25 protein-coding genes are annotated in these 26,181 nt (G+C 70.9%); 16 read left to right on the top strand and 9 right to left on the bottom strand.

Going from position 1 to position 26,181, the window contains the following annotated elements; translation table 11 throughout:
• Positions 1–21: 21 nt before the first annotated feature.
• Positions 22–2,451, bottom strand: coding sequence for a protein kinase (locus ABGB05_RS06170; protein WP_347652184.1), 2,430 nt, complete (start codon positions 2,449–2,451; stop codon positions 22–24).
• Positions 2,452–2,579: 128 nt separating this feature from the next.
• Between ABGB05_RS06170 and argG the strand changes: the two genes are divergently transcribed.
• The 4 genes from argG to ABGB05_RS06150 all read left to right on the top strand — a co-directional run bounded on the left by argG (position 2,580) and on the right by ABGB05_RS06150 (position 7,167).
• A complete protein-coding gene (argG, locus tag ABGB05_RS06165; protein ID WP_347652183.1) occupies positions 2,580–4,031 on the top strand; it encodes an argininosuccinate synthase in 1,452 nt (483 codons plus the stop codon).
• Between the two features lie 341 nt (positions 4,032–4,372).
• A complete protein-coding gene (locus ABGB05_RS06160) occupies positions 4,373–5,044 on the top strand; it encodes a trypsin-like serine protease (protein ID WP_347652182.1) in 672 nt (223 codons plus the stop codon).
• A 168-nt stretch (positions 5,045–5,212) separates the two neighbouring features.
• Entirely contained in the window at positions 5,213–6,580 is a 1,368-nt protein-coding gene (locus ABGB05_RS06155) for an MATE family efflux transporter (protein ID WP_347652181.1), read from the top strand.
• 95 nt (positions 6,581–6,675) lie between these two features.
• The gene (locus ABGB05_RS06150; protein WP_347652180.1) at positions 6,676–7,167 is read left to right on the top strand and encodes a hypothetical protein; all 492 of its coding nucleotides are present in this window, start codon (positions 6,676–6,678) and stop codon (positions 7,165–7,167) included.
• Positions 7,168–7,253: 86 nt separating this feature from the next.
• Here the strand turns inward: ABGB05_RS06150 and ABGB05_RS06145 are convergent, their stop codons facing one another.
• Both ABGB05_RS06145 and ABGB05_RS06140 read right to left on the bottom strand, forming a co-directional pair.
• Entirely contained in the window at positions 7,254–8,267 is a 1,014-nt protein-coding gene (locus ABGB05_RS06145) for a DUF5954 family protein (protein WP_347652179.1), read from the bottom strand.
• 195 nt (positions 8,268–8,462) lie between these two features.
• Positions 8,463–8,828: a hypothetical protein gene (locus ABGB05_RS06140; protein ID WP_347652178.1), complete on the bottom strand. Its 366-nt coding sequence runs from the start codon at positions 8,826–8,828 to the stop codon at positions 8,463–8,465.
• Between the two features lie 143 nt (positions 8,829–8,971).
• Here ABGB05_RS06140 and ABGB05_RS06135 point away from each other — a divergent pair, with 143 nt between their 5' ends.
• From ABGB05_RS06135 to ABGB05_RS06125, 3 genes are all read left to right on the top strand, one after another.
• A complete protein-coding gene (locus tag ABGB05_RS06135) occupies positions 8,972–10,174 on the top strand; it encodes a right-handed parallel beta-helix repeat-containing protein (protein ID WP_347652177.1) in 1,203 nt (400 codons plus the stop codon).
• Positions 10,175–10,275: 101 nt separating this feature from the next.
• Positions 10,276–10,632, top strand: a complete 357-nt coding sequence (locus ABGB05_RS06130) for a PadR family transcriptional regulator (protein WP_347652176.1) — start codon at positions 10,276–10,278, stop codon at positions 10,630–10,632.
• Complete coding sequence (locus tag ABGB05_RS06125; RefSeq protein WP_347652175.1) at positions 10,629–11,588, top strand: hypothetical protein; 960 nt, start codon at positions 10,629–10,631, stop codon at positions 11,586–11,588. The genes ABGB05_RS06130 and ABGB05_RS06125 overlap by 4 nt, the downstream gene beginning before the upstream one ends.
• Positions 11,589–11,738: 150 nt before the next feature.
• Here the strand turns inward: ABGB05_RS06125 and ABGB05_RS06120 are convergent, their stop codons facing one another.
• A complete protein-coding gene (locus tag ABGB05_RS06120) occupies positions 11,739–12,197 on the bottom strand; it encodes an Lrp/AsnC family transcriptional regulator (RefSeq protein WP_347652174.1) in 459 nt (152 codons plus the stop codon).
• Between the two features lie 108 nt (positions 12,198–12,305).
• Between ABGB05_RS06120 and ABGB05_RS06115 the strand changes: the two genes are divergently transcribed.
• Positions 12,306–13,364: a Glu/Leu/Phe/Val dehydrogenase dimerization domain-containing protein gene (locus tag ABGB05_RS06115; protein WP_347652173.1), complete on the top strand. Its 1,059-nt coding sequence runs from the start codon at positions 12,306–12,308 to the stop codon at positions 13,362–13,364.
• Positions 13,365–13,723: 359 nt separating this feature from the next.
• On the opposite strand, the gene ABGB05_RS06110 is transcribed toward ABGB05_RS06115, so the two are convergent.
• Both ABGB05_RS06110 and ABGB05_RS06105 read right to left on the bottom strand, forming a co-directional pair.
• Complete coding sequence (locus ABGB05_RS06110) at positions 13,724–14,011, bottom strand: winged helix-turn-helix domain-containing protein (protein WP_347652172.1); 288 nt, start codon at positions 14,009–14,011, stop codon at positions 13,724–13,726.
• Between the two features lie 97 nt (positions 14,012–14,108).
• Positions 14,109–14,519, bottom strand: a complete 411-nt coding sequence (locus ABGB05_RS06105) for a winged helix-turn-helix domain-containing protein (RefSeq protein WP_347652171.1) — start codon at positions 14,517–14,519, stop codon at positions 14,109–14,111.
• A 149-nt stretch (positions 14,520–14,668) separates the two neighbouring features.
• Between ABGB05_RS06105 and ABGB05_RS06100 the strand changes: the two genes are divergently transcribed.
• Entirely contained in the window at positions 14,669–14,974 is a 306-nt protein-coding gene (locus tag ABGB05_RS06100) for a hypothetical protein (RefSeq protein WP_347652170.1), read from the top strand.
• Positions 14,971–16,071 carry a hypothetical protein gene (locus ABGB05_RS06095; protein ID WP_347652169.1) on the top strand — a complete coding sequence of 367 codons (1,101 nt, stop codon included), beginning with the start codon at positions 14,971–14,973 and terminating at the stop codon, positions 16,069–16,071. The genes ABGB05_RS06100 and ABGB05_RS06095 overlap by 4 nt, the downstream gene beginning before the upstream one ends.
• A gap of 22 nt (positions 16,072–16,093) precedes the next feature.
• Here ABGB05_RS06095 and ABGB05_RS06090 read toward each other — a convergent pair whose 3' ends face one another.
• From ABGB05_RS06090 to ABGB05_RS06080, 3 genes are all read right to left on the bottom strand, one after another.
• Entirely contained in the window at positions 16,094–16,675 is a 582-nt protein-coding gene (locus ABGB05_RS06090) for a Uma2 family endonuclease (protein WP_347652168.1), read from the bottom strand.
• Between the two features lie 127 nt (positions 16,676–16,802).
• A complete protein-coding gene (locus ABGB05_RS06085; RefSeq protein ID WP_347652167.1) occupies positions 16,803–17,792 on the bottom strand; it encodes a PASTA domain-containing protein in 990 nt (329 codons plus the stop codon).
• A 212-nt stretch (positions 17,793–18,004) separates the two neighbouring features.
• Positions 18,005–18,451 (bottom strand): glutaredoxin domain-containing protein, encoded by a 447-nt coding sequence (locus ABGB05_RS06080; protein ID WP_347652166.1) that lies wholly within the window; start codon positions 18,449–18,451, stop codon positions 18,005–18,007.
• 141 nt (positions 18,452–18,592) lie between these two features.
• On the opposite strand from ABGB05_RS06080, the gene truB reads away from it, so the two are divergent.
• From truB to dapB, 6 genes are all read left to right on the top strand, one after another.
• A complete protein-coding gene (gene truB / locus ABGB05_RS06075) occupies positions 18,593–19,498 on the top strand; it encodes a tRNA pseudouridine(55) synthase TruB (RefSeq protein ID WP_347652165.1) in 906 nt (301 codons plus the stop codon).
• 55 nt (positions 19,499–19,553) lie between these two features.
• Positions 19,554–20,501, top strand: coding sequence for a bifunctional riboflavin kinase/FAD synthetase (locus tag ABGB05_RS06070; RefSeq protein WP_347652164.1), 948 nt, complete (start codon positions 19,554–19,556; stop codon positions 20,499–20,501).
• 249 nt (positions 20,502–20,750) lie between these two features.
• Positions 20,751–21,020: a 30S ribosomal protein S15 gene (rpsO, locus tag ABGB05_RS06065; protein ID WP_347652163.1), complete on the top strand. Its 270-nt coding sequence runs from the start codon at positions 20,751–20,753 to the stop codon at positions 21,018–21,020.
• 290 nt (positions 21,021–21,310) lie between these two features.
• The gene (locus ABGB05_RS06060) at positions 21,311–23,698 is read left to right on the top strand and encodes a polyribonucleotide nucleotidyltransferase (RefSeq protein ID WP_347652162.1); all 2,388 of its coding nucleotides are present in this window, start codon (positions 21,311–21,313) and stop codon (positions 23,696–23,698) included.
• Positions 23,699–23,814: 116 nt separating this feature from the next.
• On the top strand, positions 23,815–25,170 hold the full coding sequence (locus ABGB05_RS06055) for a pitrilysin family protein (protein ID WP_347652161.1): 1,356 nt from the start codon (positions 23,815–23,817) through the stop codon (positions 25,168–25,170).
• Positions 25,171–25,371: 201 nt separating this feature from the next.
• Positions 25,372–26,136, top strand: coding sequence for a 4-hydroxy-tetrahydrodipicolinate reductase (gene dapB / locus ABGB05_RS06050; protein ID WP_347652249.1), 765 nt, complete (start codon positions 25,372–25,374; stop codon positions 26,134–26,136).
• The last annotated feature ends 45 nt before the right edge of the window (positions 26,137–26,181 follow it).

The raw sequence follows: 26,181 nt of genomic DNA, 5'->3' as shown, positions 1-26,181 counted from the left end.
GTCGTGGACGGCCGCCCGGCCTCAGCGGAACAGGCTGACCGCCGCGCGGCCGGTGCCGGCGACGATCCCACCGCCGACGTACTCGGGGCGGGTTGTCATCGGTAGCTCCCAGTCCCGCTGTCCCGACGAGATGTCGTACCCGATCGTGATGTACGGCGACTGTGCGTTGTCGGTGATCTGGCTGTAGACGAGCCGGGAGCCGTCCGACTCGATCCAGTACGGCTCCACCGCGTTCCGCCCCGCCATGTCGATCGGCGGGGAGAGGGGTTCGCCGGTGACGCAGTTGTACACCCGGACGAAGCTCTGATCGGTCCGTTCCGAGTCGCCGGAGGTTCCCGGGGCGGCGACGTTCATGACGAGGTACTCGCCCACCGTCGCCATCCGGGTGGAGAGCTCCGGCCCCGAGATCCGCCACAGCAGGTGGCCGGTGTTCGGGTTCGCCGCGGCGACCGTGTCCCGGGCCGGGTGGTGCGGAGCCGGGCCGCCGAGTCGGACGAGCAGCGGCAGTGGTGAGGTCGGCGCGTACCGGTTCTGGTAGGCCGCCGGCTCCCAGCCGGCAACGGAGGACTTCCTGGTGCCGTCCAGGTCGTAGATGTCGGTGCCGGTCCAGTCCTGGTTCTGGATGGCGATGCCACCGCGGAAGACGTTCCAGGTCAGATCGCGTTCCTTGCTGACCCGGGCGGACCGGAGCACCTCACGGCCGTCCGCGGTGTCGACGAAGACGACCTCGTCGGCGTCGAACCTGGTGTCGACAAGCAGCCCCTCGGTGGGTGCGACGTACATGTCGTCGTGGCCCTCGCGGGTCCAGACCGGGTCGCCCTCGGTGGTGTATCCGGCGGCGAATCCGCCCTCCTCCGCCCGGGTCCCCAGGGCGACAAAACGGTCGTCGGCGACCACCATCGAGGTGAGTTCCCGATTGGGTGCCTTCACGGTCTGCACGGTCTCGCCGGTGTCGGTGTCCAGGAAGACGACCGTGGAGTCGGCGCCGTTGCCGGCACCCGCGACACAGCCGATCCGGTTCTCCCGTACGGCGCATGACGTGACAGGGCCGGTCAGGTCGACGCGGGACCAGCGTTCGTCGCCGGTACGCATGTCGAGGCCGACCAGGGATGTCCCGGAGCGGAGCAGGACGATGGTGGAGTCACCACCGAGGACGGTGGGCTGACTGCCCTGAACCCGGGCGGTCCACACCGGTGCCGGCGGCTGGGACGTCAACCGGAGGAGTTCGTCGCGCAACGACACCCGGAAGATCGACGGGATCTCCTCCGGGTACAGCTTGTCGTCCCAGGCCGTCAGGTCCTTCTGGCCGGTTGTCAGCCTGATGACGAAGACCGCCGTCACCGCCAGGACGACGAACGCCGCCAGCAGCGCGGCGGCGACCACCTGCCGGAGACGCGCCCGGGAGCCCGGATGGCCGGGGTGCGTCAGCGGGCCCGGGTACGCAGGTTGACCGGGGTGGCCCGGTTCGCCCGGCTGGCTCGGGTGTCCCGCCTGGTTCGGGTGTCCCGGCTGGTGGGCGGCGGCGACGGGGTGGGCCGTTACCGGCGTGGGTCCCGCTGGTTGTGGCGGCGTGGGTCCGGTTGGTTGTGGCGGTGCGGTTGGTGCGGGGGCGGGAACGCCGCCGATCGCGAGGCTCGCGGAGAGGGCGTTGGCGAACTCGCCGCAGGACGGGTAGCGGTAGGCCGGATCCTTGGCCATCGCGCGTCCGACAACCGCGTCGACCGCCGGGGCGAGGTGCGGATGGAACCGTCGGACGGACGGCACCGGCGCTCCGAGATGTGCGGCGATGACCGCCACCGGGTTGCCACCCTCGTACGGGTCGTGGCCGGTGAGCAGCCGGAACACCGTACAGGCCAGGGAGTACTGGTCGGACCGCCCGTCGAGGTGGCCGTCCTGGAGCTGCTCGGGCGAGGTGTGGCGGACAGCGTCCAGGGTCACGCCGGCGCCAGCCGGGTCCGTCCCGGCGGAGCCCAGCCGGGAGATGCCGACATCGGTCAGCGCCACCTGGCCCCGCGAGTTGACCAGGATGTTGGTGGGGGTGACGTCGCGGTGGAGCAGGCCGGAGCTGTGGATGTAGTCCAGGGCGTTGGCCAGCGCCGCGGTGATGGTGCCGACCTGTGCCGGGGGGAGTCCGGCGGGCGTACTGTGGAGCAGGTCGGACAGCGCCGGACCGTCGACGAGGTCCATCGCGTACCAGAGTCGTCCGTCGAACTCGCCGCGATCGTGGACCGCCACGATGTTCGGGTGCCGCAGTCGGGCGGCGGCGTCGACCGCGTCCGTGAACCGTTGCGGGTAGCCGGATCCGTCATCGCCGGTCAGGGGCAGGATCTTGAGTGCGTCACTGCGTGGCAGTCGTGGATGCCGCGCGGCGTACACCTCGGTGGTGGCACCCGACCCGATGAGCCGCTCGATGGAGTAACCAGCGAAGACCGACCCCTGCTCCAGTGTCACAAACCCTCCCTTTGGGGACTGCCCGGGCGAGAGTTCCGACGGTAACCCAGAACCTCGCCCGGTAGGGAGGGCGGCGAGTCGGCCACCCGTCTTGAATGATCATGCAGTCGTATGCATATACTATGACCGTGTCCAAGGTCCTTACCTCCCTGCCTGTCGGTGAACGTGTCGGCATCGCCTTCTCTGGCGGCCTCGACACCTCGGTAGCGGTCGCGTGGATGCGCGACAAGGGTGCCGTGCCGTGCACGTACACGGCTGAGATCGGCCAGTACGACGAGCCGGACATCGCCTCGGTGCCCGGCCGCGCGATGGCGTACGGCGCCGAGGTCGCCCGACTGGTCGACTGCCGGGCGGCGTTGGTGGAGGAGGGACTGGCGGCGCTGGCCTGCGGTGCCTTCCACATCCGGTCCGGCGGCCGCACCTACTTCAACACCACCCCGCTCGGCCGGGCCGTCACCGGCACCCTGCTGGTCCGCGCGATGCTCGACGACGGGGTGCAGATCTGGGGCGACGGCTCCACCTTCAAGGGCAACGACATCGAGCGGTTCTACCGGTACGGGCTGCTCGCCAACCCTTCGCTGCGGATCTACAAGCCGTGGCTGGACGCCGACTTCGTCACCGAACTCGGCGGCCGCAAGGAGATGTCGGAGTGGCTGCTCGCCCACGGCCTGCCCTACCGGGACAGCGTGGAGAAGGCGTACTCGACCGACGCGAACATCTGGGGTGCGACGCACGAGGCGAAGTCCCTGGAACACCTCGACACCGGCATCGAGATCGTCGAGCCGATCATGGGCGTACGGTTCTGGGACCCGACGGTCGAGATCGACACCGAGGACGTCTCGGTCCGGTTCGAGCAGGGACGACCGGTGATGATCAACGGCAAGGAGTTCGCCTCCGCCGTCGACCTGGTGCTGGAGGCGAACGCCATCGGCGGCCGGCACGGGCTGGGCATGTCCGACCAGATCGAGAACCGGATCATCGAGGCCAAGAGCCGTGGCGTCTACGAGGCGCCGGGGATGGCGCTGCTGCACGCCGCGTACGAGCGGCTGGTCAACGCGATCCACAACGAGGACACCCTGGCCAGCTACCACGTCGAGGGGCGGAAGCTGGGCCGGCTGATGTACGAGGGCCGCTGGCTGGACCCGCAGGCGCTGATGCTGCGCGAGTCGTTGCAGCGCTGGGTCGGCTCGGCGGTCACCGGTGAGGTGACCCTGCGGCTGCGGCGCGGCGAGGACTACTCGATCATCGACACCACCGGGCCGGCGTTCAGCTACCACCCGGACAAGCTGTCGATGGAGCGGACCGAGGACTCGGCGTTCGGCCCGGTCGACCGGATCGGTCAGCTGACCATGCGCAACCTCGACATCGCCGACTCCCGGGCCAAGCTCGAGCAGTACGCCCGGCTCGGCATGGTCGGCGGCACCCCGCACCCGGCGCTGCTCGGTGACACCCAGCCGGCCTCGACCGGGCTGATCGGCACGATGTCCGAGGGCGGTGCCGAGGCGATCGCCTCCCGGGGTGAGGTCTCCGAGGCGGACGCGCTGCTCGACCACGCGGCGATGGAGGCCGGCACCGACTGACCGGTTTCGGTTACGCATCTTCCTTGATCGATGTTTCTGATCGAGGGTGGTCACTCGGTAAGGCTTGTGTGCCGCAGACGGAGGACCTAGCCTGATTCGTCAAACGGACGGCCGCGCCTCGGCCGTTCGTTTGGCATCCATTGAACCTTTTCCACCTCCCCCTGCGGTCCGTCGTGGCCGCAGGGGGAGGTCGGGGCGCAAACGCCACGCGGTTCAGGTGGAACAAGGTTCACTGTGGATGGTCCGCAACAGTGGTGCGGACGACGGGCGACCAGCACCGTCGCGCACCGGCCCGACCGGCCCGGGAATCCCCGGGTAACCCCCTCGGAAGGAGCCCCCCTTTGCGCATCCGTCTCGCGCTGGCGGCGATCGCCACCGCACTCACCGGCGCCCTCGCCGTACCCTCGGTGGCGGCGGCCGCCCCGGCGCCGATCATCGGCGGCGGCACCGTCTCGTCCGCTCCCTGGGCGGCGGCCGTCTTCCAGAACGGCTCGTTCGCCTGCTCCGGCTCGATCATCGCCTCCCGGTGGGTGCTGACCGCGGCGCACTGCGTCGGCGGCACGATGACCGTCCGGGTCGGCAGCGTCTACTACGCCTCCGGCGGCGTCACCCGCAACGTCCAGTCCCGGCAGACCCGCAACGACCTGGCGCTGCTCTACCTCAACAGCGCGGTGAGCACCACGTACGTGACGCTGGCCAGCAGCAACCCGCCGGTCGGCTCGACGAACACCATCTACGGCTGGGGCCGTACCTGCACCAACTGCCCCGCCTCGAGCCAGCTGAAGTCCGCCACGGTCACGGTGACCAGCCTGAGCGCCACGGACGCGTACGGCGGCCCGGCGATCCGCAGCGGCCCCGGCAACGGTGTCGCCTGGCGGGGCGACTCCGGTGGACCGCAGTTCTACAACGGCCAGCAGGTCGGCGTCTGCTCGACGGGCAACGGTTCGTCGTACCAGAACTACGGATCGGTCGCGGCCAACCGTAGTTGGATCACCTCGGTCGCCGGAGTCTGACCAGGAGTCTGACCGGCGGATCGATCGCGCTCCTTGCGCCCTGACCGGGGCGGTGCCACCGACAGCAGGTCGACGGCGCCGCCCCGGTTCGCGTGTTCCCCCTGCCTACAGATGTAAGTGAGGAGAGAGGTTGCGGTCCTTACGTAGCGCGTGGCACGATCGCCGGCGATGAGTGAGACAGTCAAGTCGGAAGCCGTCTCCGGTAAGCCCGTCGAGGCGTCGTCCGGCAAACCGGTCGAGGCGTCCGCGCGGCGGATCGCCGGGCTGGCCCTGCCCGCCCTGGTGGTGCTCGCCGCCGAACCGCTCTACGTGCTGGTCGACACCGCCGTACTCGGGCACCTCGGCGCGGTGCCGCTGGCCGCACTCGCGGTCGGCGGGCCGGTGATGACCTTGGTCGCCTGGATCGGCACCGTGACGGCGTACGGCACCACCGGGCGGGCGGCCCGCCGCTTCGGGTACGGCGACCGGGCCGCCGCGATCGCCGAGGGCGTGCAGTCGTCCTGGCTCGCCCTCGGCACCGGACTGCTGATGGCGATCGTCCTGCAGTTCGCGGCCGGCCCGTTGGCGCGTACCCTCGCCGGAGGCGAATCCGCCGAGGTGGTCGACGGCGCGACACTCTGGCTGCGGATCGCGGCGATCGGCGCCCCCGGGCTGCTGCTTGCCGCCGCCGGCAACGGCTGGATGCGCGGGGTGCAGGACACCCGACGTCCGCTCTGGTTCGTGCTCGGACCCAACCTGCTCTCCGCGGTCCTCTGCCCGGTACTGGTCTATCCGGCCGGGCTGGGTCTGGTCGGCTCGGCGATCGCGAACGCGACCGCGCAGGTGCTCTGCGGACTGCTCTTCGCCGGTGCCCTGGTCGCCGAGCGGGTGCCGCTGGCCCCACGGTTCCGGGTGATCGGACAGCAGCTTGCCCTCGGCCGGGACCTGTTGATCCGGGGTGCCGCGTTCCAGGTCAGCTTCCTGTCGGCGACCAGCGTGGCGGCCCGGTTCGGGGTGGCTGCGGTCGGCGCCCACCAGATCGCCCTGCAACTGTGGTTCTTCACCGCGCTACTGCTCGACGCGCTGGCCATCGCCGCCCAGTCGCTGGTCGGGGCGGCGCTCGGGGCCGGTGACGCGGGGACCGCCCGGCTGCTGGCCCGCCGGGTCGCGGTGGTCGGCGGAATCTGCGGGGTCGGCTTCGCCGTGCTGGTCGGTGCCGGTGCCACCATCATCCCGTCCTGGTTCAGCGCCGACCCGCAGGTGCACGACCAGGCACTGCGGGCCTGGCCCTGGTTTGTCCTCATGCAGCCGCTCGCCGGGGTGGTGTTCGCGCTCGACGGGGTGCTGATCGGCGCCGGTGACGTCCGTTACATGCGGGATCTCACCATCGTCGCCGCCCTCGGCGGGTTCCTACCGGCGATCTGGCTCAGTTACCTGCTCGCCCTCGGGCTCGGTGGGATCTGGGCCGGGCTGACCCTGTTCATCGTGATCCGGCTGGTCGGCCTGCTGCTGCGGATGCGCTCCGGACGCTGGCTGGTGCTCGGCGCCATCCGCTGAGTGCCGTCCGTCGCCCCCGCACCGTAGGAGCGCCGACATCGGTCGAATCGGCGTACGGAGTGCGGGACAGGTACGTTGTGGGCAAACTGCTCCCGATGGGAAGGAATCTCATGGCTCCGACGACGTACTGGTCACGGAAGCGGGCCCTGGTCGGCGCGTTCCTGGCGACGGTGCTGGTGGTGGCGGCGTCCCTGCTGGCGACCGGATCGCCGGCGTCCGCGCACGTCAAGCTGAGCCCCCGGGCGACCTGCTCCGGTACGGAGCTGTCGCCGCACCGGGACGCCTACGGCGGGGCGATCTCGGTCTTCGTCTCCTACTCCAGCGCGAACGGCGGGACGAACTGCGTCTGGGCGCAGAAGAACCTCAACCGCGACCGGTCCGAGCACATGGAGGTCTTCGTCGGTCGCTGTGCCACCGGCAACCCGGGCTACCCGTGTGAGCCGCTGGTCTTCGACCGTGACTACGGCAACTTCCAGTACTACGCCGGCCCGGCGCAGATCACCGGGACCGCCGGTCACTGCATCCTCGTGTACGTGGTGTACCGCAACCTGTCCGAGGAGCGGTGGGGACCGATCCACTGCGGTTAGGACGTCGGCCTGCACCGGCGGACAGTAACTGATGGCGGCCGGGTGGGGTACGGCTGACGGCGTACCCGCACCCGCCCGTCGTCGGGTCAGTCGGGGTCGGGCATCAGGCCCTGGGCGCGCAGGTCGGCGACGTGTCGGGCCGGCGGTGGCTGGGAGTCGTGGTCGGAGGGGCGGGGTCCTTCCGGTCCGTCGGGGCCGACCCGGACGAAGGTTTCGACCCGGGTGACCCGGCACCGCACGCCGTGCATCTCGAACTCGTCGGTTGTCGGCGGTTTGTGCGCCGCCTTGGCGCGCTGGTACGCCGTCATGAACTCCTCCATCGGCGTGTTGTCGTCCAGCGGGATGTGCCCGATGGAGAAGGAGCCGGCGTCCCGGGCGGCTTGCGGGGTCGGGTACGTGTCGAACGACTTGGGTCGCCAACTGCCGTCGACGTACCCGCCGATGGTGAAGCCGACGGGGAGCAGCACCACGTTGGGGTGGGTGTCCATGGCCCGGTAGGAGTCCTTGCGTACCTGCGCGGGCACGGTTCGTGCCCGGTGCGCCGCGGAGGTCATCTCGATCCGGACGATGCCGTCGGTGAGTCCGGTGCTGGCGGTCGGGTCGATGATGAATCCGTCCAGCTGCGACGGGGCCTTCTCCGTCTGACCGGGCGGATACGGGTCGGGGTCGGTGGGCCGGGGCGGCTCGGGTCCGTCCGGCCCCATCCGGATGAACGGCTGGGCGCGGATGATCCGGTATCGACAGCCGTGGACGGTGACGTCGTTGACGGGTTCCCAGTCGAGCAGTTCGTAGGCGGCCTCGCACTCGGCCCGCTCGGTGGCGTTCTCGGGGGTGTCCGGTGTCTCGCTGTGCCGGGTGCGGAGGTGGTGGGCGAGACTGTCCCGGGCGTACTGCGGCTCTTCGCCGTCGAGTCGGATGATGCGCCACCGGCCGTCGGCCAACTCCTCGGCCAGGCCGAAGATCGGGGCGCCCCACATGGTCTTGGGGTAGGCGAGCGAGCGACGTCGGGCGTCGTCCTCGGAGATCATCGATACGGGGTCGTCCCGCTGCTCGATTTTGATCAGCAGGTGATCAGGTACGGACTTGTCGTGATTGGTCATGTACGCATTGTGTTGTCTCGGCCGCCGAACCGCAGCCCCGCCACCACCACAGTTTGTCCACAGATGTCAGTGCCGTCGCCACAACGGTCCACAGATCTCGACAGGGAGGCGGCCGCTGCCGCGTCGGACGGTCCGTGCGGCATCTCCGACCGATCGGATCAGTGCTGCGCTCGCGTCAGGTCCGCACGCTACGGGTCAGGGGCGCGGCCTCGGGGTCCGGTTGAGGCCGAGAGTATCCAGGTAGAGGGTTCTTCTCAGCGGCACGCCTTCGCCACCCGGGAGACCGTCAGCGAGAAGTGGGACACCCGCCCGGTGGAAGAGAACCCATTCCGCGATGACCAGAGCACAGCACACGGCCCAGAGGGCTGCGACGACCGCTGCCGGCACCGCGTCGAGAGCACCGGTGAGTTGCAGTATCAGCAGGGGCGCCGCCAACAGCAACAGAGCGCGGGCAATCCAGATCGCCGCCCGGTACGCGGACTTCTGGCGGACAAGCTCGAATTCCTGGTGGCTGATCGACACCGGAGGATCGTAGGTGGGTGCGTCTGCGCTGTCGATCACGAAAACGATCACAGACTTTGGTGGTCGTCAGGTGTCGTGGGCGCATACCCCCAGGGCGCGCATGACATCATGACCGGGCGGAGATCGATCTCCGTCGGTCCGCCCGGACGGTCGACGGGTCCGCGTACGGGGAGGGAGCGTCGGTGAGAAGTCTCAGACATCTGTTTGCGGTGATGGTTCTCGGGCTGTCCGCGGTGGTGGTGGGCACGTCGCCCGCCGCTGCGGAGAACGTCCAGGCCAGCTCGGCCGAGGACGTCCAGGCCAGCTCTGCCGAGGGCGTCCAGACCATTTATCTGAACGCGGCCGGCGACGACGCCCGGGACGGCGCGACGCCGGCCACCGCGGTCCAGAGTCTGGTACGGGTGCAGCAGCTCGTCGCCGCCGGCCCGCTCGACATGGATGTCGAGGTACGCATCCACGCCGGCACGTACGTGGCCCAGGGCATCGTCTGGCAGACCTACCGTCCGGGCCACACGATCTCGTTCATGCCGGACGACTACGAGTACGGCGAGGGCATCGGCGGGATCGCGGCGCGGCCGGTCTTCCAGAACCGGCGGGCCAGCGGGTCGGGCCGGTACATCGACGGGCCGTGGTTCTATGCCTGTCCCGGTAATCCCGGCCAGCCTCTCACGGAGGGCGGGACGTCCGGGTTGCGGTTCTACTACCTGCAGGTGGAGTACTACGCCGCCTCGGCCATCTCGCTGGACGGCTCGGCGGGGTCGTGCGGCGGGGGCTACCAGCGCACGTCGGCGCCGGGCCTGCCCTCGGCCCGGGGACTGGACGGCAACACCGTCTTCGGGATGCTCTTCACGAAGATCGGCAACGCCTACACCGGCGGTTCGTGCGACAACCCCGACTTCCTGCGGTGCGGCTACGGCGGGATCGTGCTCACCGAGTCGTCCGACAACCGCATCGAGAACAACCACTTCGTGGACCTGCGGAACTCCGAGAACAGCTACATCCACGCCATCTACGTGACCCACAAGAGCAACCGCAACCGGTTCGTGAGCAACCAGGTGACCGGGGTGAGCAGCGAGCCGATCAAGGTGCGCGACGGCAGCAACTTCAACACGTTCGAGCAGAACGTGTTCGGCGCCAACGGGTTCCTCCGCTCCTCGCCGTCCATGGTCCACTACCGCGAGGAGCTCAACGAGGCTGCGGACGAGTGCGCGTCGTACCACGTCCGGTTTGCCTACAACGACCTCGGCACCTATCTGATCGGCAGCACCGACAACCTGCCGGCATGGCTGATCACTCCGGACGGTGCGACGTACAAGGGGGCTCCGGTCTGTCCGGCCCTGCCGGCGGGTGAGGCGCGCCTGATCACGGCGGGCAACGCCCACTGACTGGTGCGCCCGGCGGCCCTACCGGGGCCGCCGGACGCTGACGGCTGGCCGGGAAGCGAACCGATTGACGCATAGGTCGATCATCTGCTTATGTAGATGACATGACTAAACCGGTACCGGCGATGCGCGAACCCACGTACTTCATCCTGGCCGCCCTGCAGGACGGGGCGTTGCACGGCTACGCGATCGTCAAGCGGGCGCAGGAGCTGTCCGACGGGCGGGTACGGCTGACCACCGGCACCCTGTACGCCGCCTTGGACCGGCTCACCGGCGAGGAGATGGTGCGGGTGGCCGAGGAGACGGTGGTCAACGGCCGCGCCCGCCGTACGTACGAGTTGACCGGACACGGCCTGGCCGCGCTGCAGGCGGAGGCGGCGCGGATGGCGACCGCAGCCCGGGTCGTCCAGACCCGGTCCGTGGCGCCGAAGGCGGCGACGGCGCGGACGGTGCTGGCGTGACCGGCCTGGAGCGCCGCTACCGGTGGCTGCTGCGCGCGTACCCCCGGGCCTACCGGCAGTACCGGGCCGACGAGATGCTGGAAACGCTGCTGGCCGCAGGTGAGACGGACCGGCGGCACCCGAACCTCCGGGAGTCCCTGGCGCTCCTGGTGGGCGGGCTGCGGGCCCGCGCCGGCGTGGACCGGCTCCGCTCCCGGGCCGCCTTGCGGCACTCGACGCTGCGGTTGACCGTACTGTCCCTGCTCGTCTGCGGCATCGCCCTCACCGCCACGCCCGTCATGTGGCGCCTGTGGCTGCTGCTGCCCGGCACCGCCGCCACCGCGATTGTCGCCGGAAGCCTGGTCACGCCGGTGATGTGGCTGCTCGCACTGGCCGCCGCGGCGTGGGCCCGCTACCGTCTCGCGTTCGCCGCGACCATCGGCGCGCTCGTCATCGACCTCTCGCAGGCCGTGGTGCACAACCGGTTGTACGTGGAGCAGTGGACGGGGACCGAGGTGAGCGGGACCGTGCTCCAAGTGGTCGTCCACCGGGCCCTGGACGCTTCGACCTGGGCAGCTGTGTTGGCCGTACTGGCGATGCTGCCGCTGCTCGCCACGGGGCAGCCCCGGGTCGCCCGGCCCTGGACCTGGCTGGTCGGCGCGGCCGTGGTGGTCGCGGTCATGACCCCCAACCCGCTCAACGGCTGGGCCGGCGGGTTCGGGCAGACGGTCATCGTGGCCGCCTGGCTCGTGGCAGTCGTCGTGGGCGCGGCACTTGACGTACGGGTGTCGATCGTGGCCAGTGTGCTTCTGCTGGTGCCGATCCTCACCACTCTTGCCTACGAGTTGGTGCGCCGTCAGCGGGACGCCGCCTGGTGGCTCGGCGACCAGGGTGTCCTCCTCGCGGCGATGGTCGCCATGCTCGCGGTCACGCTGATGATCAGCCGGAGGGGCATGCGTCGGCAGGTCGCCCTGTAGCTGGCCCGGCCGCCGCGCAGCGCCTTCGTCAAGGCGACTGCGCGGCGGCCGGCACCGTGTCCGTGTCGGGCCGTGCCACCTTGCCGGCGTCGTCGATCGTGTTCCTTCCGCCGGGGTACGGGGGATCCGGGCTGCTCGGATCGCGCCCGTTCACAGGTCGAGTGGTTCGATGACCTGTTTCCGGGCATGTTGGTAGATCACCGAGCTGCGGAACCCGACGATCTCGCGGCGCCCACTGAACTTGTCCATCAGGAAGGCGTGCAGGCTGTCCACGCTGGGCACGGCGACGTGGACGAGGAAGTCGTCGCCGCCCGCCACGACAAAAACCGACAGCACCTCGGGCAGCCCCATCGCGTACGTCTTGAAGTTGTCGATGACGGTGCGGCTCAGCGGCCGGACCTGGACGTGCAGCAGGGCCTGGACCCCACGGTTGAGGGCGGTCAGGTCGACCTCGGCGTGGTATCCGGCGATAACGCCCCGCTCCCGTAGTGCGCGTACGCGCTCCAGGCAGGTCGACGGCGCGATGCCGACCGCGCGGGCCAGTTCGCGGTTGGTCTGCCGCGCATCCGTCTGCAGATGCCGCACTATCGCCGAATCAAGTTCGTCCACGGCCGAGATGTTGCCAGTTTCTCCGAACGATGTTCGCGGTGGGCTGCTCGGGGCCGGTTGGGTGCCTACTGTCAGCCCGGTTCGGCGAACAGAGGGGGAGGAACGACCATGGTCATGACCGATGTCAGCACCGAGACCGTGCCCGAACACGTCGTCGTCAGGCGGGGCGTACGGTCGGGTCTGCCGATCGTCGTCGCGGTGCACTCCACCGCACTCGGCCAGGCCATCGGCGGATGCCGGCTGGCGCACTACCCGGACTGGCGGGACGGCCTGGCGGACGCGCTACGACTCTCGGCCGCGATGTCGGAGAAGTGCGCGCTGGCCGGGCTGCCGAACGGCGGTGGCAAGACCGTCGTCGCGCTGCCTCCGGGGCGGGCGCTCGATCCGGACGCACGTCGGGCCGTGCTGCACGACGTGGGCGACGTGATCGCCGGCCTGGACGGCAGCTACGCGACCGGCCCCGACGTCGGCACCGGCCCGGACGACATGGTCACGATCGCCGAGCGGACGCCGTACGTGTTCTGCCGACCGGTCGGCGCCGGTGGCAGCGGTGACTCGTCGGCGCACACCGCCGTCGGCGTCGTCGCCGCACTGCACGCCCTGTGTGCCGAGCGGTTCGGTTCGGCCGACCTTTCCGCACGCAGTTTCGGCGTACTCGGTCTCGGCCGGGTCGGCGGCCACCTGCTGCGGATGCTCGCCGAGGCCGGCGCGACGCTTACCGCGAGCGACGTCGACGGCAGCCGTCGTACGGTCGCCGAGGCCGCCGGTGCCACCTGGGCGAACCCGGAAGAGTGCCTGACCGCCGAGGTGGACGTGCTCGTCCCGGCCGCGCTCGGCGGCCTGTTCACCCCGGACACGGTGCCGACCCTGCGCTGTGCCGCGATCGCCGGACCGGCCAACAACCAACTCGACACGCCGGCCACCGCCGAACTGCTGCACCAGCGGGGCATCCTCTGGGCACCGGACGTCGTGGTGAGCGCCGGCGGCATCATCCACGCCACCGCCGTCGAACTGCACCACGAGACCTCCGCCCAGGCCACCGCCCGGGTCCGGGGCATCGCCGACACCCTCACCGGCATCCTGCGTACCGCCCGGGCCGCCGGCTCGACCCCGGCCGACGCCGCCCGTTCCCGCGCCCGTCAACTCATCCGCAACGGCCACCACTGACCCCTGCCGCCGTTCAGCACATTCTGAGCGTCGAAGATCCGGGGAGCTCGACTCGTTCAGGCAGCGGTTGGAGAGACCGACGCCGGAGGTACCGCCGCCGCTGGCGTGCCGACAAGGGAACGGCTGGCGGAGGCGCGGGAGGAGTACGACTCGGTCGCTGAGTGAGGATCTGACCTGTGATGACCCGCTGGGGCACATCGCCAATGCGTGGCTGCCTGGACACTATCCGAGACGGACAAGGCTCGCCGTCCCGTTTGATCATCGAAGACCGGGCTGAAGCAGGCCGAGCAGGGGGGAGTGTCACCGTTTCAAGATCTCGGATCTTGAACAGAAACCGTCGTGACTGCGACGGTTTCTGTTCACGGCTTGAGATCTTGAGAGCCGGCCGAGCGGTGCGACCGGGGTTGCGACACGCGGCGCCAGCTCGATCTGGGTTCCTGGCCCACGTAGACGCCTCGGCCCTGCTGACCGTAGCCAAGCCGTTCGGTTTTGAGTTGGATCATGACGAACCAGATTACAGTCTCACTCACCTCGTAGCGCTCCATGAGCTGGCGAGTAGTGGGCAGCCGGTCACCTGGCTTGAGCACCCCGCTCCGGATCTGCTCAGCGATGTCGTTGGCGACCTGTTGGTGCAGCGGTATAGCCATCGGCGCTCCCTCGATCGAGGCGTGGATCTGACCATCGCCGCCCTTGCGGTCAGCCGCTGGATCGAAGACCGCGCTGTATTACTGGTAATGCTCCAGCTCAAGCCGGTCGGGTCAGCTCCGTTTTGTCAACCGGGTGGATCTCGGTGGTGCCGTCGGGGCGGAAGACCTCGAAAACGGGTACGCCTTCGTCCAGGTTGCGTTCGACGCGCTCCGGGTCGGCTGGCATGCGCGCGACTGCCCTGCCGCCCGGTGGAAGCTCGATCGAGACACGCTCAGGTGGTAGCCGCACCCGCGATCGTTCTCCCCGTTCGGTGCTTACGAGTCCTTCCCCGCGGAGCACGGCGAGTGCCTGGCGGACTGCGTCCCTGCCTACGCCGTACTCCTTCGAGAGGGTGACCTCGCTCGGTAGCGGCGCTCCCGCTTCGTACTGCCCGGAGTGGATGCCCTCGCGGATGAGGTTCGCGAGTTGGCGGTATATGGGCGTGTGGGAGCGCCGATCGATCGACATGGACGCAGCCTCGCTGACAGATATAGCCCTGTGTCCTTGTGGCCATAAGGCTATAGCCGAGGCCGGGAGCAGAACGCCCGGATCAAGAACGCGTTGCGGCAGTGGCAGTCCCGGCAGGCGCCGACCGCCCGTGAACTGGCGGGGCGCTGATGTCCGAGCGGTACGTCGTACACGTGCCCTTCGCCGCGCCGGACCCGACGGTCGCCCGGATGCTCGCCCGGACGGCGGCCCGCAGCCTCGCCCGGTTGCCGCAGGTCGACGTCGCCGAGGCGACCGTCTCGGCCGAGGACAACCAGGGGGTGCAGTCCCGGCTCTTCTGTGACCGGCTGCTCGGCGGCGGCCGGCGGTGCGCGCTGCGCGCCGAACACGAGACCCCGTGCGCGGCGGTCCCGACCCCCGACGAACCGGAGGCGGACGGGACCGATCCGGCAGACCAGGTGGAGTCGGCGCGGTGACCGGGACCGTGCCGGCCGGGCCGCCGGTGCTGCTCTGCCGCGAGTGCGACGGCATGAGTTTCTGCCTCGTCCCGTGCCGCTGCACCTACTACGGAGACAAACTGCTGGTCAGCGAGGAGGACCGGACACCGGGGGAGCCCTACCACAACTGCCTCGAATGTGACGGGGTCGGCACCGTCGGGCGGCCGTGCCACGTCTGCCGGCAGACCGGCCGCCGCCGCGCCCAGCTTGTCCTCACCATGGCCAACCTCGACACCGGCACCCTCGCCTCGGTCAACGTCGTACCCGGGGTGGTGGAACCGGCGCGCTGGCCACACGACACCACGAGCTGGTATCTGCCGCTCGCCCCGCTGCTGCGCGAGCCGGCCGCCGACGTCGGCGCCGGCTCCTGGACCGACGTACGCCAGCCCGGCCCGCCGGACGGGCCGCTGATCCTGCTGCCGCCACGCTGGCGGCCGGACCTCTGCCCGACCGACCGGAAACTGCTCGAAGCGGAGGCGATCGCCGCACACTCGAACGACGCCTGGCTGCTCTACCTCGGCCGGACCGCGAGCCGATCACCCGACGACCCGGCGGGCGAGCTGGCCCGACGCTGCCGCCTCGCCGACCTGCTCTGCCTCGACCTGGTGGTCGAGGCCCGCCGCCAACATGGCGGCACCCTCAGCTGGCACCTGGGCTACGAGCTGCCCGGCGGGGGAGTCCCGACCGACCCGCGCGGCCACGCCGACAACCTGACGACCGCGATCACCAGCATCAGCGAGCTTGACGCCATCTACGGGCTGGAGGAATCCGGACGCACCGTGCCGGCATACCGGTTGAACTGCCCCGACCTGCCGCCGGCCGGCCCCACCATGGTCGACCTCGACCAGCTCGAACGCCGGATCCTCGCCGACTGCGTCGGCGTGCGCAGCGGCGAACCGACCGCCGGCGCCCAGGCGATCTGGCGCGACGGCCGGTCATGGCACACCAGCCTGCGGGAAGCCGACACCACCACCTGCGAGATCGTGCTCCGTGAACCCGACGGCGTACGCCCGCTCGTCACCGCCGCCACCCTGCCCGCCGCGATCGGCGCCCTCGGCCTGACCCCGGGCGGCTGACGTCCGACCCGGCCGCCCGGGGTCATAGCCGGTCGATCTCGGTGAGGTCGACGTCCAGCTCGAAGGGCTCGGAAAGCTTCAGGCGGCCGTGGAAGATGCCGGTCGGTCGGTAGGCGCGGGACGCCGCCCTCAGGGCGTGGACATAGACGGTGGGTTGCCCGGAGCTGTCCTCGATCCGCCAGAAGTGCGGGATGCCGGCCTGGGCGTAGATCTGCGGCTTGCGTTCCCGGTCGCGCAGGACGGAGTCGGGCGAGACCACCTCCACCGCGAGCACCACCGCGTCCGCCGGATACCAAGTCTGGTCGTTGTCGACGTCGGCGTTGGCGTCGACCACGATCAGGTCCGGCTCGGGGCGCTGCTGCGGCCCGAGCACCACCGACATCTCCCGCCGGACCCGGAACCGGTCCGTCGGCGCGGCGAGGGCCAGCGTCTGCTCCAACAACCGGAGCACCTTCATGTGGAAGAGCTTCTGCGGGCTCACGAAGACGAGGCTCCCGTCGATGAGCTCGGTGTGCGGGGGAAGATCGGGGATCCGGTCGAGATCATCGGCGGTGAAACCACCGGGCGGCGGACGGAACCGCTCGTACACCGGCTCGGCACTCATCGCCTCACCCCCTGCGGTCGACCTGTCCGTGACGCTCAGCATAACGAGGAGTGCCTCCCCGGCGTGGTGCTGCGGCACGGCAGCCCGTCCTTACGCCGGTGGCCGACCGCATCGGACCGTCGGCCGGTCAGCAGAAGCGGGTGGGGCAGAGCCAGCCGGGAATGTTGACGTCGTCATCGTCATCGTTGTCGGGCAGCCGCGGAATCGGCACCGAACCGCCGTCGGAGCCGGTCGGGGGATCCGGCTGCTTCCCCCGCTCCACCGTCACGACGACAAACCGCCCGGGGCGTACCTCCTGCCCCGCCGCCGGAATGCTGCCCACGACCTTGGAGTCGAACCAGTACGCGTCCTTCAGACCGGCCCTCGCCGCAAGCTCGTCCGCCGGCTCGAAGCCGTCGCGGAGGCCCGGGTGCTCGTCGGGGGTCAGCGCGTCCTCCGGTGCCTTGCCCTTGGCGTAGCGGAGCAGGACGAGTTCCCGCAGGCCGGCCAGGGGGCCGTCGTCGTCGGTCAGCTCATCCGCCGGCATGCCCTTCCGCAGTTTGGGCATCGTGGGGTGGGCGGCGAACCAGGCGGCCTCGCCGTTCTTCAGCACGAGCAGGGAGAGGCTCCGCTTCGCCGGGACACTGGTGCCGGCGGGCGGGTTCGTCGCGATGACGGTCCAGTTGCCCCGGGCGAAGATGTTCCTGGCCAGCGGCGACGCGTCCGCTGACTCCGACCGCAGCTCGGCGGCACGGATGGCGTTGTCGGCGCTGGGCAGGGTCTGCCCCACGACGTCGGGTACGACCACCACCGGTGCCGGCTGGGCTGTCCGCAGGACGGCCGGCGGTGTGGTGGCGAGAGCGAAGGCCGGCACCGTCGTGGTCGGTGGTCGATCCGCGAAGACCGCCGGATACAGGGCGGCGCCCAGGCAGATCGAGGCCACGACGGAGAGCGCGCCGAGGGCGACCCGGCCGGAACCCGGCGCGCGGTCGGTGCCACGGCGGGCGATGGCGGTGCCGATGACCCAGAGACCCCACCCGACCCCGGCGACGGGCAGGAGCAGCAGCGCCACCGCGAGGCCGACGAGGAGGATCGCGAGTTTGGCGGCCCCGTTTTTTGTCGTACCGCTCTGCGCCATGGTGCCGCGTCTCCTCGTACCTGACCGGTGGGTCGCGGTCGACCTCCGGCCCGCGACGCCGAAGTCTGGCACGGATGATCTTGCGGCGGCTCCTCCGTAGGGTGGCTCACCGCTGACCGCCGGTTGGCCAGACCTTCCCCCGATGAGCTGGACCACGACCGGCGCCGCCGCGCCGGCGGCGGACAGTTCCGTCCCGCTGTACGCGTCGGTACTCAGCCGTCCGACGTCGTCAGCAGCAGTTGCTGCCGCAGCCAGCCGGGATCGGGATTGACGAACGACTCGCCCCGGAAGGCGACCGTCGGCACCGTCTCGTCACCCCCGGTCACGGCCCGTACGGCGGCGGCGCCGGCCGGGTCGCGCCAGATGTCCACCCAGTACGCCTGTCGGGCCTGGCGCCCGAGCCGGGAACGGAGCCGCAGGCAGTAGCGACAGCCCGGCCGCCAGTAGACGATCGGCCGGCCGTCGTCCGCACTGCGTGCCTGTGCCTCGGCGGCGCTCGTCGGGCGGGGGAAGACCAGCGGCGACACCCGTACGGCCAGCGCGCAGAAGACCACCAGCACGGCGACGCCGACCACCGGGGAGTGGTCGGTGAAGGGCACCGCCGACAGCAGCGCACCGCAGACGAGCATGAGACCGGCAAATTGCCAACGGCGCAGCATGACGCCGCACCTTACCCGGCCGCGCCGGTTCCGACGCAGCAGGTCAGGACACCTGGGCCGGTCACCGTCACCCCGTGGCCGGGGACGCACCGGCGTGGGCGCCGCAGCCGATCGTGGCGGTATCTGGCAGGCTGGTTGCCCGTGAACCCTCCCGCAGGCGCCGACGGTCTGATCGTGGTCGACAAGCCCGGCGGCATGACGTCGCACGACGTGGTCGCCCGGATCCGCCGACTGGCCCGGACCCGCCGGGTCGGCCACGGTGGCACCCTCGACCCGATGGCCACCGGAGTGCTGATCATCGGGGTCGGCCGGGCCACCCGGCTGCTGACGTACGTGATCGGGGCCGGCAAGGGCTACACCGCGACGATCCGGCTCGGCCGGTCGACGGTGACCGACGACGCGGAGGGCGAGGTGGTCGGCACCGCCGACGCCGCCGGGGTCACCGAGGAGGCGGTACGCGCCGCCGTGCTGCCGCTGACCGGTGAGATCGACCAGGTGCCGAGCGCGGTCAGCGCGATCAAGATCGACGGCCAGCGGGCCTACAAACGGGTACGGGACGGCGAGGCGGTCGAGTTGGCCGCGCGCCGGGTCACCGTCTCCCGGTTCGACGTGCTGGACTTCCGCCGGGAGACCGTCGACGGGTCGGCCGTTCTCGACGTGGACGTGGCGGTGGACTGCTCCTCCGGGACGTACATCCGGGCGCTGGCCCGGGACCTCGGCGCGACGCTCGGGGTCGGCGGGCACCTCACCGCGCTGCGGCGTACCGCTGTGGGCGGGTTCACTCTGGCCGAGGCGTCGACCCTGCCGACACTGGAGGAACGGGCCCCGGAGGTGGTGAACCTGCCGCTCGACGGGGCGGCCCGGCGGTTCTTCCCGCAGCGGCAGGCGAGCGCCGACGAGGCGAAGGTCCTCTCGCACGGTGGTCCGCTGGACCCGGCCGGCATCGTCGGGCCGTACGCGGTCTTCGGGCCGGAGGGTGGGCTGATCGCGATCGTCAGCGAGCGCGGTGGGCGGGCCCGGGCGGAGATCGTGCTCGCCCCGGCCTGACCTGGGCGACGTGATGGCAGGGTCGGTAGGGCGGACAGGAGAGGAAGTAGTCGGAATGCAGCGGTGGCGGGGGTACCACGGGGTGCCGGTCGGCTGGGGCCGTTCGGTGGTCACCATCGGCGTCTTCGACGGTCTGCACACCGGACACCAGGCGATGATCGGGCACGCCGTGAAGCGGGCCCGGGACCTCGGGGTGCAGTCGGTGGTGGTCACCTTCGACCCGCACCCGGCCGAGGTGGTCCGCCCCGGCTCGCATCCGGCGGTGCTGACCGAGCCGGCCCGTAAGGCGGAACTGATCGAGGCGCTCGGCGTGGACGTGCTCTGCGTGGTGCCGTTCACCCCGGACTTCTCCCGGCTGTCGCCGGAGGCGTTCGTGCACGACGTCCTCGTCGAGCAGTTGCACGCGGCGCTGGTGGTGGTGGGGGAGAACTTCCGGTTCGGGCACCGGGCCGCCGGTGACGTGGCGCTGCTGGAGCGGCTCGGCCGTACCTTCGGCTTCGCGGTCGAGGGTGCGCCGCTGGTCGCCTCCGACGACACCGTCTTCTCCTCGACGTACATCCGGGCCTGCGTCGCGGCCGGGGACGTGCGCGCGGCGGCGGCGGCGCTCGGGCGTCCGCACCGGCTGGAGGGGGTGGTGGTCCGGGGCGACCAGCGCGGCCGGGAGATCGGCTTCCCGACCGCCAACCTGCTCTGCCACCGGTACGCGGCGGTGCCGGCCGACGGCATCTACGCGGCCTGGCTGATCCGCCGGGGCGGCCGGACCGGGGAGCGGGGCGAACGGCTGCCGGCCGCGGTCTCGATCGGGACGAATCCCACGTTCTCCGGCAAGGAGCGGCGGATCGAGGCGTACGTCCTGGACTTCTCGGAGGATCTCTACGGGGAGCGGCTCAGCCTGGACTTCGTGGCGTACCTGCGGGAGACCCGGCGGTTCGACGGCGTCGAACCGCTCGTCGCGCAGATTGCCGAGGACGTGGCCCAGACCCGGCGTGCGCTGCTCGGCTGAGCCCTTGTCGATCTTGCTTCCGTGACCGCGCTGAGCTGCGGTTACGTCGGCCCGGACGGCTCGGCGAACCGCCGTGCCGCGCCCTTGACTCGGCCGAGGGGTGGCAGGCTGGTAATCTGACCGGGACGTCGGGTTACCGGCGTGGCCCCGCCTGCCTGCACGACGCCGCGGGTGCGGGGCCGTCCGCGACCGGCCGGGACTCAGGACCGGTGGCGCGGGCGGACGTGACAATCCAGGAAACAGGGAGACATGGCGCTCGACCAGGAATCCAAGAGCAAGATCCGGCAGGAGTACGCGACCGTCGAGGGCGACACCGGTTCGCCCGAGGTGCAGGTGGCCGTCCTGACCAAGCGGATCGCCGACCTCACCGAGCACCTGAAGGTGCACAAGCACGACCACCACAGCCGTCGTGGTCTGCTGCTGCTGGTCGGCCGCCGCCGCCGGCTGCTCAACTACCTGCAGAAGAAGGACATCAACCGCTACCGGTCGCTCATCGAGCGGCTCGGCCTGCGGAGGTGAGATGAGCGGGCGGAGCGGCCGTCCGCCGGCGCGCTGAGCGTCGACACCGGGGCAGCCGCTCCACCCGCCTCGTTTCACCACCCCCAACCAGGGGCCAGCGCGACCACCCTGCGGGAGCCGGTCGACGCACCGGTCCTCGGTAGTGGCCCCCGGGCCGGCCGACACCACGGCACCCCGGGCGCTTCGATCGAAGACCGGCCGTCAGAGCAGCTCTCCGGCCGCGGTCTCGCGTCGGAACGTACGACGCAAGGGCAGTCGTGGGCCCCCGATCGAAGGAGTGCTACCGCACCATGACCGAAACCTCCAACGCCACCACCACGCTGGGCAACCAGCACCGCACCGCGGTGATCGACAACGGGTCCTTCGGCACCCGTGAGATCACCTTCTCGACCGGGCGTCTCGCCCGGCAGGCCGCCGGCTCCGTCCTCGCCCAGCTCGGCGAGACCGTGGTCCTCTCCACCACGACCGCGAGCAAGCAGCCGAAGGAGCAGTTCGACTTCTTCCCGCTCACCGTCGACGTCGAGGAGCGGATGTACGCCGCGGGCCGGATCCCCGGCTCGTTCTTCCGTCGCGAGGGCCGGCCCAGCGAGGACGCGATCCTCACCTGCCGGCTGATCGACCGGCCGCTGCGCCCGTCGTTCGTCAAGGGCCTGCGCAACGAGGTCCAGGTGGTCGAGACCGTGCTGGCGCTCGACCCGCAGCACCCGTACGACGTGGTCGCGATCAACGCCGCGTCGATGTCCACCAAGCTCTCCGGACTGCCGTTCTCCGGCCCGATCGGGGCGACCCGGATGGCGCACGTGGACGGCCAGTGGGTCGCCTTCCCGACCCACGAGGAGCTGGCCCGGGCCACCTTCGACATGGTGGTCGCCGGCCGGGCCCTGCCGGACGGCGACGTCGCGATCATGATGGTCGAGGCGGAGGCCACCGAGCACACCGTGGCGCTGGTCGCCGGCGGCTCGCCGGCGCCGACCGAGGAGGTCGTGGCGAGCGGTCTGGAGGCCGCGAAGCCGGCCATCCGGGAGCTGTGCCGGGCGCAGAGCGAGCTGGCCGAGGTGGCCGCCAAGCCGGTCACCGAGTTCCCGGTCTTCCTGGACTACCAGGACGACGTCTACCAGGCGGTTGTCGAGGCGGGTCGGGGCGAGGTCGCCGAGGCGCTCAAGATCGCCGGTAAGGCCGACCGCGAGGAGGCCCTGGACCGGGTCAAGGAGCGGGTCGTCGAGCAGCTCGCGCCGAGCTTCGAGGGCCGGGAGAAGGAGATCAGCGCGGCGTTCCGCTCGCTGAACAAGGCCGAGGTCCGGGCCCGGGTGCTGCGCGAGCAGGTCCGGATCGACGGCCGCGGCGTCCGTGACATCCGGCCGTTGAGCGCCGAGATCGCGGTTCTGCCCCGGGTGCACGGCTCGGCCCTCTTCGAGCGCGGCGAGACCCAGATCCTCGGCGTCACCACGCTCAACATGCTCCGCATGGAGCAGGCGCTGGACACCCTCTCCCCGGAGAAGTCCAAGCGCTACATGCACAACTACAACTTCCCGCCGTACTCGACGGGTGAGACCGGCCGGGTCGGTGCGCCGAAGCGGCGGGAGATCGGGCACGGCGCGCTCGCCGAGCGGGCCCTGATCCCGGTGCTGCCGAGCCGCGAGGAGTTCCCGTACGCGATCCGTCAGGTCTCCGAGGCGCTCGGCTCGAACGGCTCCACCTCGATGGGGTCGGTCTGCGCCTCCACCCTCGCGCTGCTGAGCGCCGGTGTGCCGCTGAAGGCGCCGGTGGCCGGCATCGCGATGGGCCTGATCTCGGACGAGGTCGACGGCAAGACCGAGTACGTGACGCTTACTGACATCCTCGGTGCCGAGGACGCCTTCGGTGACATGGACTTCAAGGTCGCCGGCACCAAGGACTTCGTGACCGCGCTCCAGCTCGACACCAAGCTCGACGGCATCCCGTCGGACGTGCTGGCGGCGGCGCTGCAGCAGGCGTACGAGGCCCGGCAGGTCATCCTCGGCGTGATGCAGGAGGCGATCGAGGGCCCGGCGACGATGTCGGACTACGCGCCGCGGGTGACCACGGTGAAGATCCCGGTCGACAAGATCGGCATGGTGATCGGGCCGAAGGGCCAGACCATCAACGCCATCCAGGACGAGACCGGCGCCGAGATCTCGATCGAGGACGACGGCACGATCTACGTCGGCGCCACCAACGGCCCGTCGGCCGAGGCCGCCGTCGAGCGGATCAACGCGATCGCCAACCCGACCCTGCCGAAGGTCGGCGACAAGTTCCTCGGCACGGTGGTCAAGACCGCCGCGTTCGGTGCCTTCATCTCGCTGCTGCCCGGCCGCGACGGCCTGCTGCACATCTCCAAGGTCGGCGACGGCAAGCGGGTCGAGCGGGTCGAGGACTTCCTCAACGTCGGCGACAAGGTCGAGGTGCAGATCGCCGACATCGACGCCCGGGGCAAGATCTACCTGGACAAGGTGCGGCCGGAGGGCGAGGAGGCCCCGGCGGCGCCGGACGCCGCTGCCGGTGAGCGGCCGGCCGGTCGGGACCGGGGCGACCGTGGCCCGCGCGACCGGGGCGACCGGGACCGGGGCGACCGTGGCCCGAGCCGGGGCGAGCGGGAGGCCGGCGAGGGTGGCGGCGAGGGCGGCGGCGAGCCGCGTCGTCGTCGGAACCGGCACAGCTGATCCACGGGGGATTTCCCCGACAGGGTTGCCGTACGTACCGCGCCGCGCCGGACAGCTCGGCGCGGCGCGGTACGCGTACGGACCCGCCGATCCCGTCACCGAGGAGCCGTGGTCCCGTGAGCCGGGCGAAACGAACGAACCCCGTAGCCGTTGGTGGCGGGGCGGCCCGGGCGGTCACCCGGGTGGTCAACAGTGACCCGCTCGGCGGCACCGTACGACGTACCGTGCTGCCCAGCGGGCTGCGGGTGCTGACCGAGGCGATCCCCACGATGCGCAGCGTCTCGTTCGGCATCTGGGTCGCCGTCGGCTCCCGGGACGAGACCCGCCCCCAGTCCGGGGTGTCGCACTTCCTGGAACACCTGCTCTTCAAGGGCACCCACAAGCGGGGTGCGCTGGACATCTCGGCGGCGATCGAGGCGGTGGGCGGCGAGACGAACGCCTTCACCACCAAGGAGTACACCTGCTACTACGCGCGGGTGCTCGACCAGGACCTGCCGCTGGCCGTCGACGTGATGTGCGACCTGGTCGCCGACTCGGTGCTGGACCCCGCCGACGTGGAGACCGAGCGGGGCGTCATCCTCGAAGAGATCGCCATGCACGACGACGAGCCCGGTGACGAGGTGCACGACCTGCTCTCCCGGGCGATCTACGGCGACCATCCGCTGGGCCGGTTGATCTCCGGCACCGAGGAGACCATCACGCCGATGTCCCGTCGGCAGATCCAGAGCTTCTACCGGCGGCGCTACACCCCGTCGTCGATCGTCATCTCCGCCGCCGGCAACCTCGACCACGCCACCGTGGTCAGGCAGGTCCGGCAGGCGCTGCAGGGCACCCCGCTCGACACCGACGCCGCGCCGCCGGCACCGCTGCGCCCGGCCGAGCCGACGGTACGCCCCCGCAAACCGGGCAGCCTCGTCGAGCACAAGGAGACCGAGCAGGCGCACGTGGTGCTCGGCTGCCCGGGCATCGGCCGGCTCGACGACCGGCGCTTCGCGCTGGGCGTCCTCAACAACGTGCTCGGCGGCGGCATGTCGAGCCGGCTCTTCCAGGAGATCCGTGAACGGCGCGGTCTGGCCTACTCGGTCTACTCCTACTCCAGCCAGTACGCCGACACCGGCCTGTTCGCGGTCTACGCCGGCTGCGCCCCGGGCAAGGTCGACGAGGTGCTGGACCTGATCCGCGCCGAACTGGCCCAGGTCGCCGCGCACGGCATCACCGAGGCGGAACTCGCCCGGGGCAAGGGGATGGCGAAGGGGTCGTACGTGCTCAACCTGGAGGACACCGGTTCCCGGATGAGCCGGCTGGCCAAGGGTGAACTCCTCTACGGCGACCTGCTCCCGGTCGACGCCCTGCTGTCCCGGATCGACGCGGTCGGCGCCGACGAGGTCAACGCGCTCGCCGCCGACCTGCTGGCCCGACCGATGTCGCTCGCCGTGGTCGGCCCGTTCGACGCCGACGACTTCGCCGGCTAGCTCGGCTGGCTGGCGTCGGCTCTCCCGCCGGCCGCCTGACCGGCGCGCCGGCCGGGTGGCTGACCGGGACGAATGCCGCGTGCGGGCGACTCTGCGCGTTGGGATAGGTTGTGGCGCGTGAGCGACGAGCGTGAACCGGTGCACAACACGTCGACCGAGTCGTCCGGCGCCGCCGCGGTGGGCGGGTCGCAGGCCGCGGCCGTGCCGCCGGACCGGCCCGACGACCCGCTCCGGGTCGGGGTGCTGGGCGCCCGGGGCCGGATGGGCACCGAGGTGTGCAAGGCGGTGGAGGCCGCCGCCGACCTCGAACTGGTGGCCACTGTCGACCAGGACGACCCGCTCTCCACCGTCTCCGACGCGGGAGCCGAGGTGGTCGTCGACTTCACCACCCCGGACGCGGTGATGGAGAACCTGAACTGGTGCGTCGACCGGGGCATCCACGTGGTCGTCGGGACCAGCGGTTTCAGCGCACAGCGGCTGGACGAGGTGCGTACCCGGCTGTCCCGGCAGCCCGGCGTCGGTGTGGTGATCGCCCCCAACTTCGGCATCGGTGCCGTACTGATGATGCAGTTCGCGGCGCGGGCGGCCCGGTTCTTCGAGTCGGTCGAGGTCATCGAACAGCACCACCCGAGGAAGCTCGACGCGCCGAGCGGCACCGCCACCCATACCGCGCGGCTGATCGCCCAGGCGCGCGCCGAGGCCGGCCTCGGACCTGCGCCGGACGCCACGAAGGACGAGATGCCGGGCGCGCGCGGCGCCGAGGTCGACGGGGTACGGGTGCACTCCGTACGGGCCGCCGGTCTGGTCGCGCACCAGGAGGTGCTCTTCGGTACGACCGGGGAGACGCTGACCATCCGGCACGACTCGTTCGACCGGGCCTCGTTCATGCCCGGCGTGCTGCTGGCGGTCCGGGAGGCGCCGCGACGCCCCGGCCTGACCGTCGGCATCGACGCCCTGCTCGACTGATCGCCCCGCCGCGCTCTGACGTCAGGAGGGGTCATTCCCGTACCG

It is taken from the genome of Plantactinospora sp. B5E13, from assembly GCF_039871775.1.
GTDB lineage: Bacteria > Actinomycetota > Actinomycetes > Mycobacteriales > Micromonosporaceae > Plantactinospora.
Note: the sequence above shows the minus strand (reverse complement) of the source record. Positions and strands in the feature narration are given on the sequence as shown.

Excerpts from the sequence above, each read along its gene's own strand:
- ABGB05_RS06155 (WP_347652181.1), top strand. The coding sequence starts at position 5,213 with ATGAGTGAGACAGTCAAGTCGGAAGCCGTCTCCGGTAAGCCCGTCGAG.
- ABGB05_RS06150 (WP_347652180.1), top strand. The coding sequence starts at position 6,676 with ATGGGAAGGAATCTCATGGCTCCGACGACGTACTGGTCACGGAAGCGG.
- ABGB05_RS06145 (WP_347652179.1), bottom strand. The coding sequence starts at position 8,267 with ATGACCAATCACGACAAGTCCGTACCTGATCACCTGCTGATCAAAATC.
- ABGB05_RS06130 (WP_347652176.1), top strand. The coding sequence starts at position 10,276 with ATGACTAAACCGGTACCGGCGATGCGCGAACCCACGTACTTCATCCTG.
- ABGB05_RS06115 (WP_347652173.1), top strand. The coding sequence starts at position 12,306 with ATGGTCATGACCGATGTCAGCACCGAGACCGTGCCCGAACACGTCGTC.
- ABGB05_RS06110 (WP_347652172.1), bottom strand. The coding sequence starts at position 14,011 with ATGGCTATACCGCTGCACCAACAGGTCGCCAACGACATCGCTGAGCAG.
- ABGB05_RS06105 (WP_347652171.1), bottom strand. The coding sequence starts at position 14,519 with ATGTCGATCGATCGGCGCTCCCACACGCCCATATACCGCCAACTCGCG.
- ABGB05_RS06100 (WP_347652170.1), top strand. The coding sequence starts at position 14,669 with ATGTCCGAGCGGTACGTCGTACACGTGCCCTTCGCCGCGCCGGACCCG.
- ABGB05_RS06090 (WP_347652168.1), bottom strand. The coding sequence starts at position 16,675 with ATGAGTGCCGAGCCGGTGTACGAGCGGTTCCGTCCGCCGCCCGGTGGT.
- ABGB05_RS06085 (WP_347652167.1), bottom strand. The coding sequence starts at position 17,792 with ATGGCGCAGAGCGGTACGACAAAAAACGGGGCCGCCAAACTCGCGATC.
- ABGB05_RS06080 (WP_347652166.1), bottom strand. The coding sequence starts at position 18,451 with ATGCTGCGCCGTTGGCAATTTGCCGGTCTCATGCTCGTCTGCGGTGCG.
- ABGB05_RS06070 (WP_347652164.1), top strand. The coding sequence starts at position 19,554 with ATGCAGCGGTGGCGGGGGTACCACGGGGTGCCGGTCGGCTGGGGCCGT.
- rpsO (WP_347652163.1), top strand. The coding sequence starts at position 20,751 with ATGGCGCTCGACCAGGAATCCAAGAGCAAGATCCGGCAGGAGTACGCG.
- ABGB05_RS06060 (WP_347652162.1), top strand. The coding sequence starts at position 21,311 with ATGACCGAAACCTCCAACGCCACCACCACGCTGGGCAACCAGCACCGC.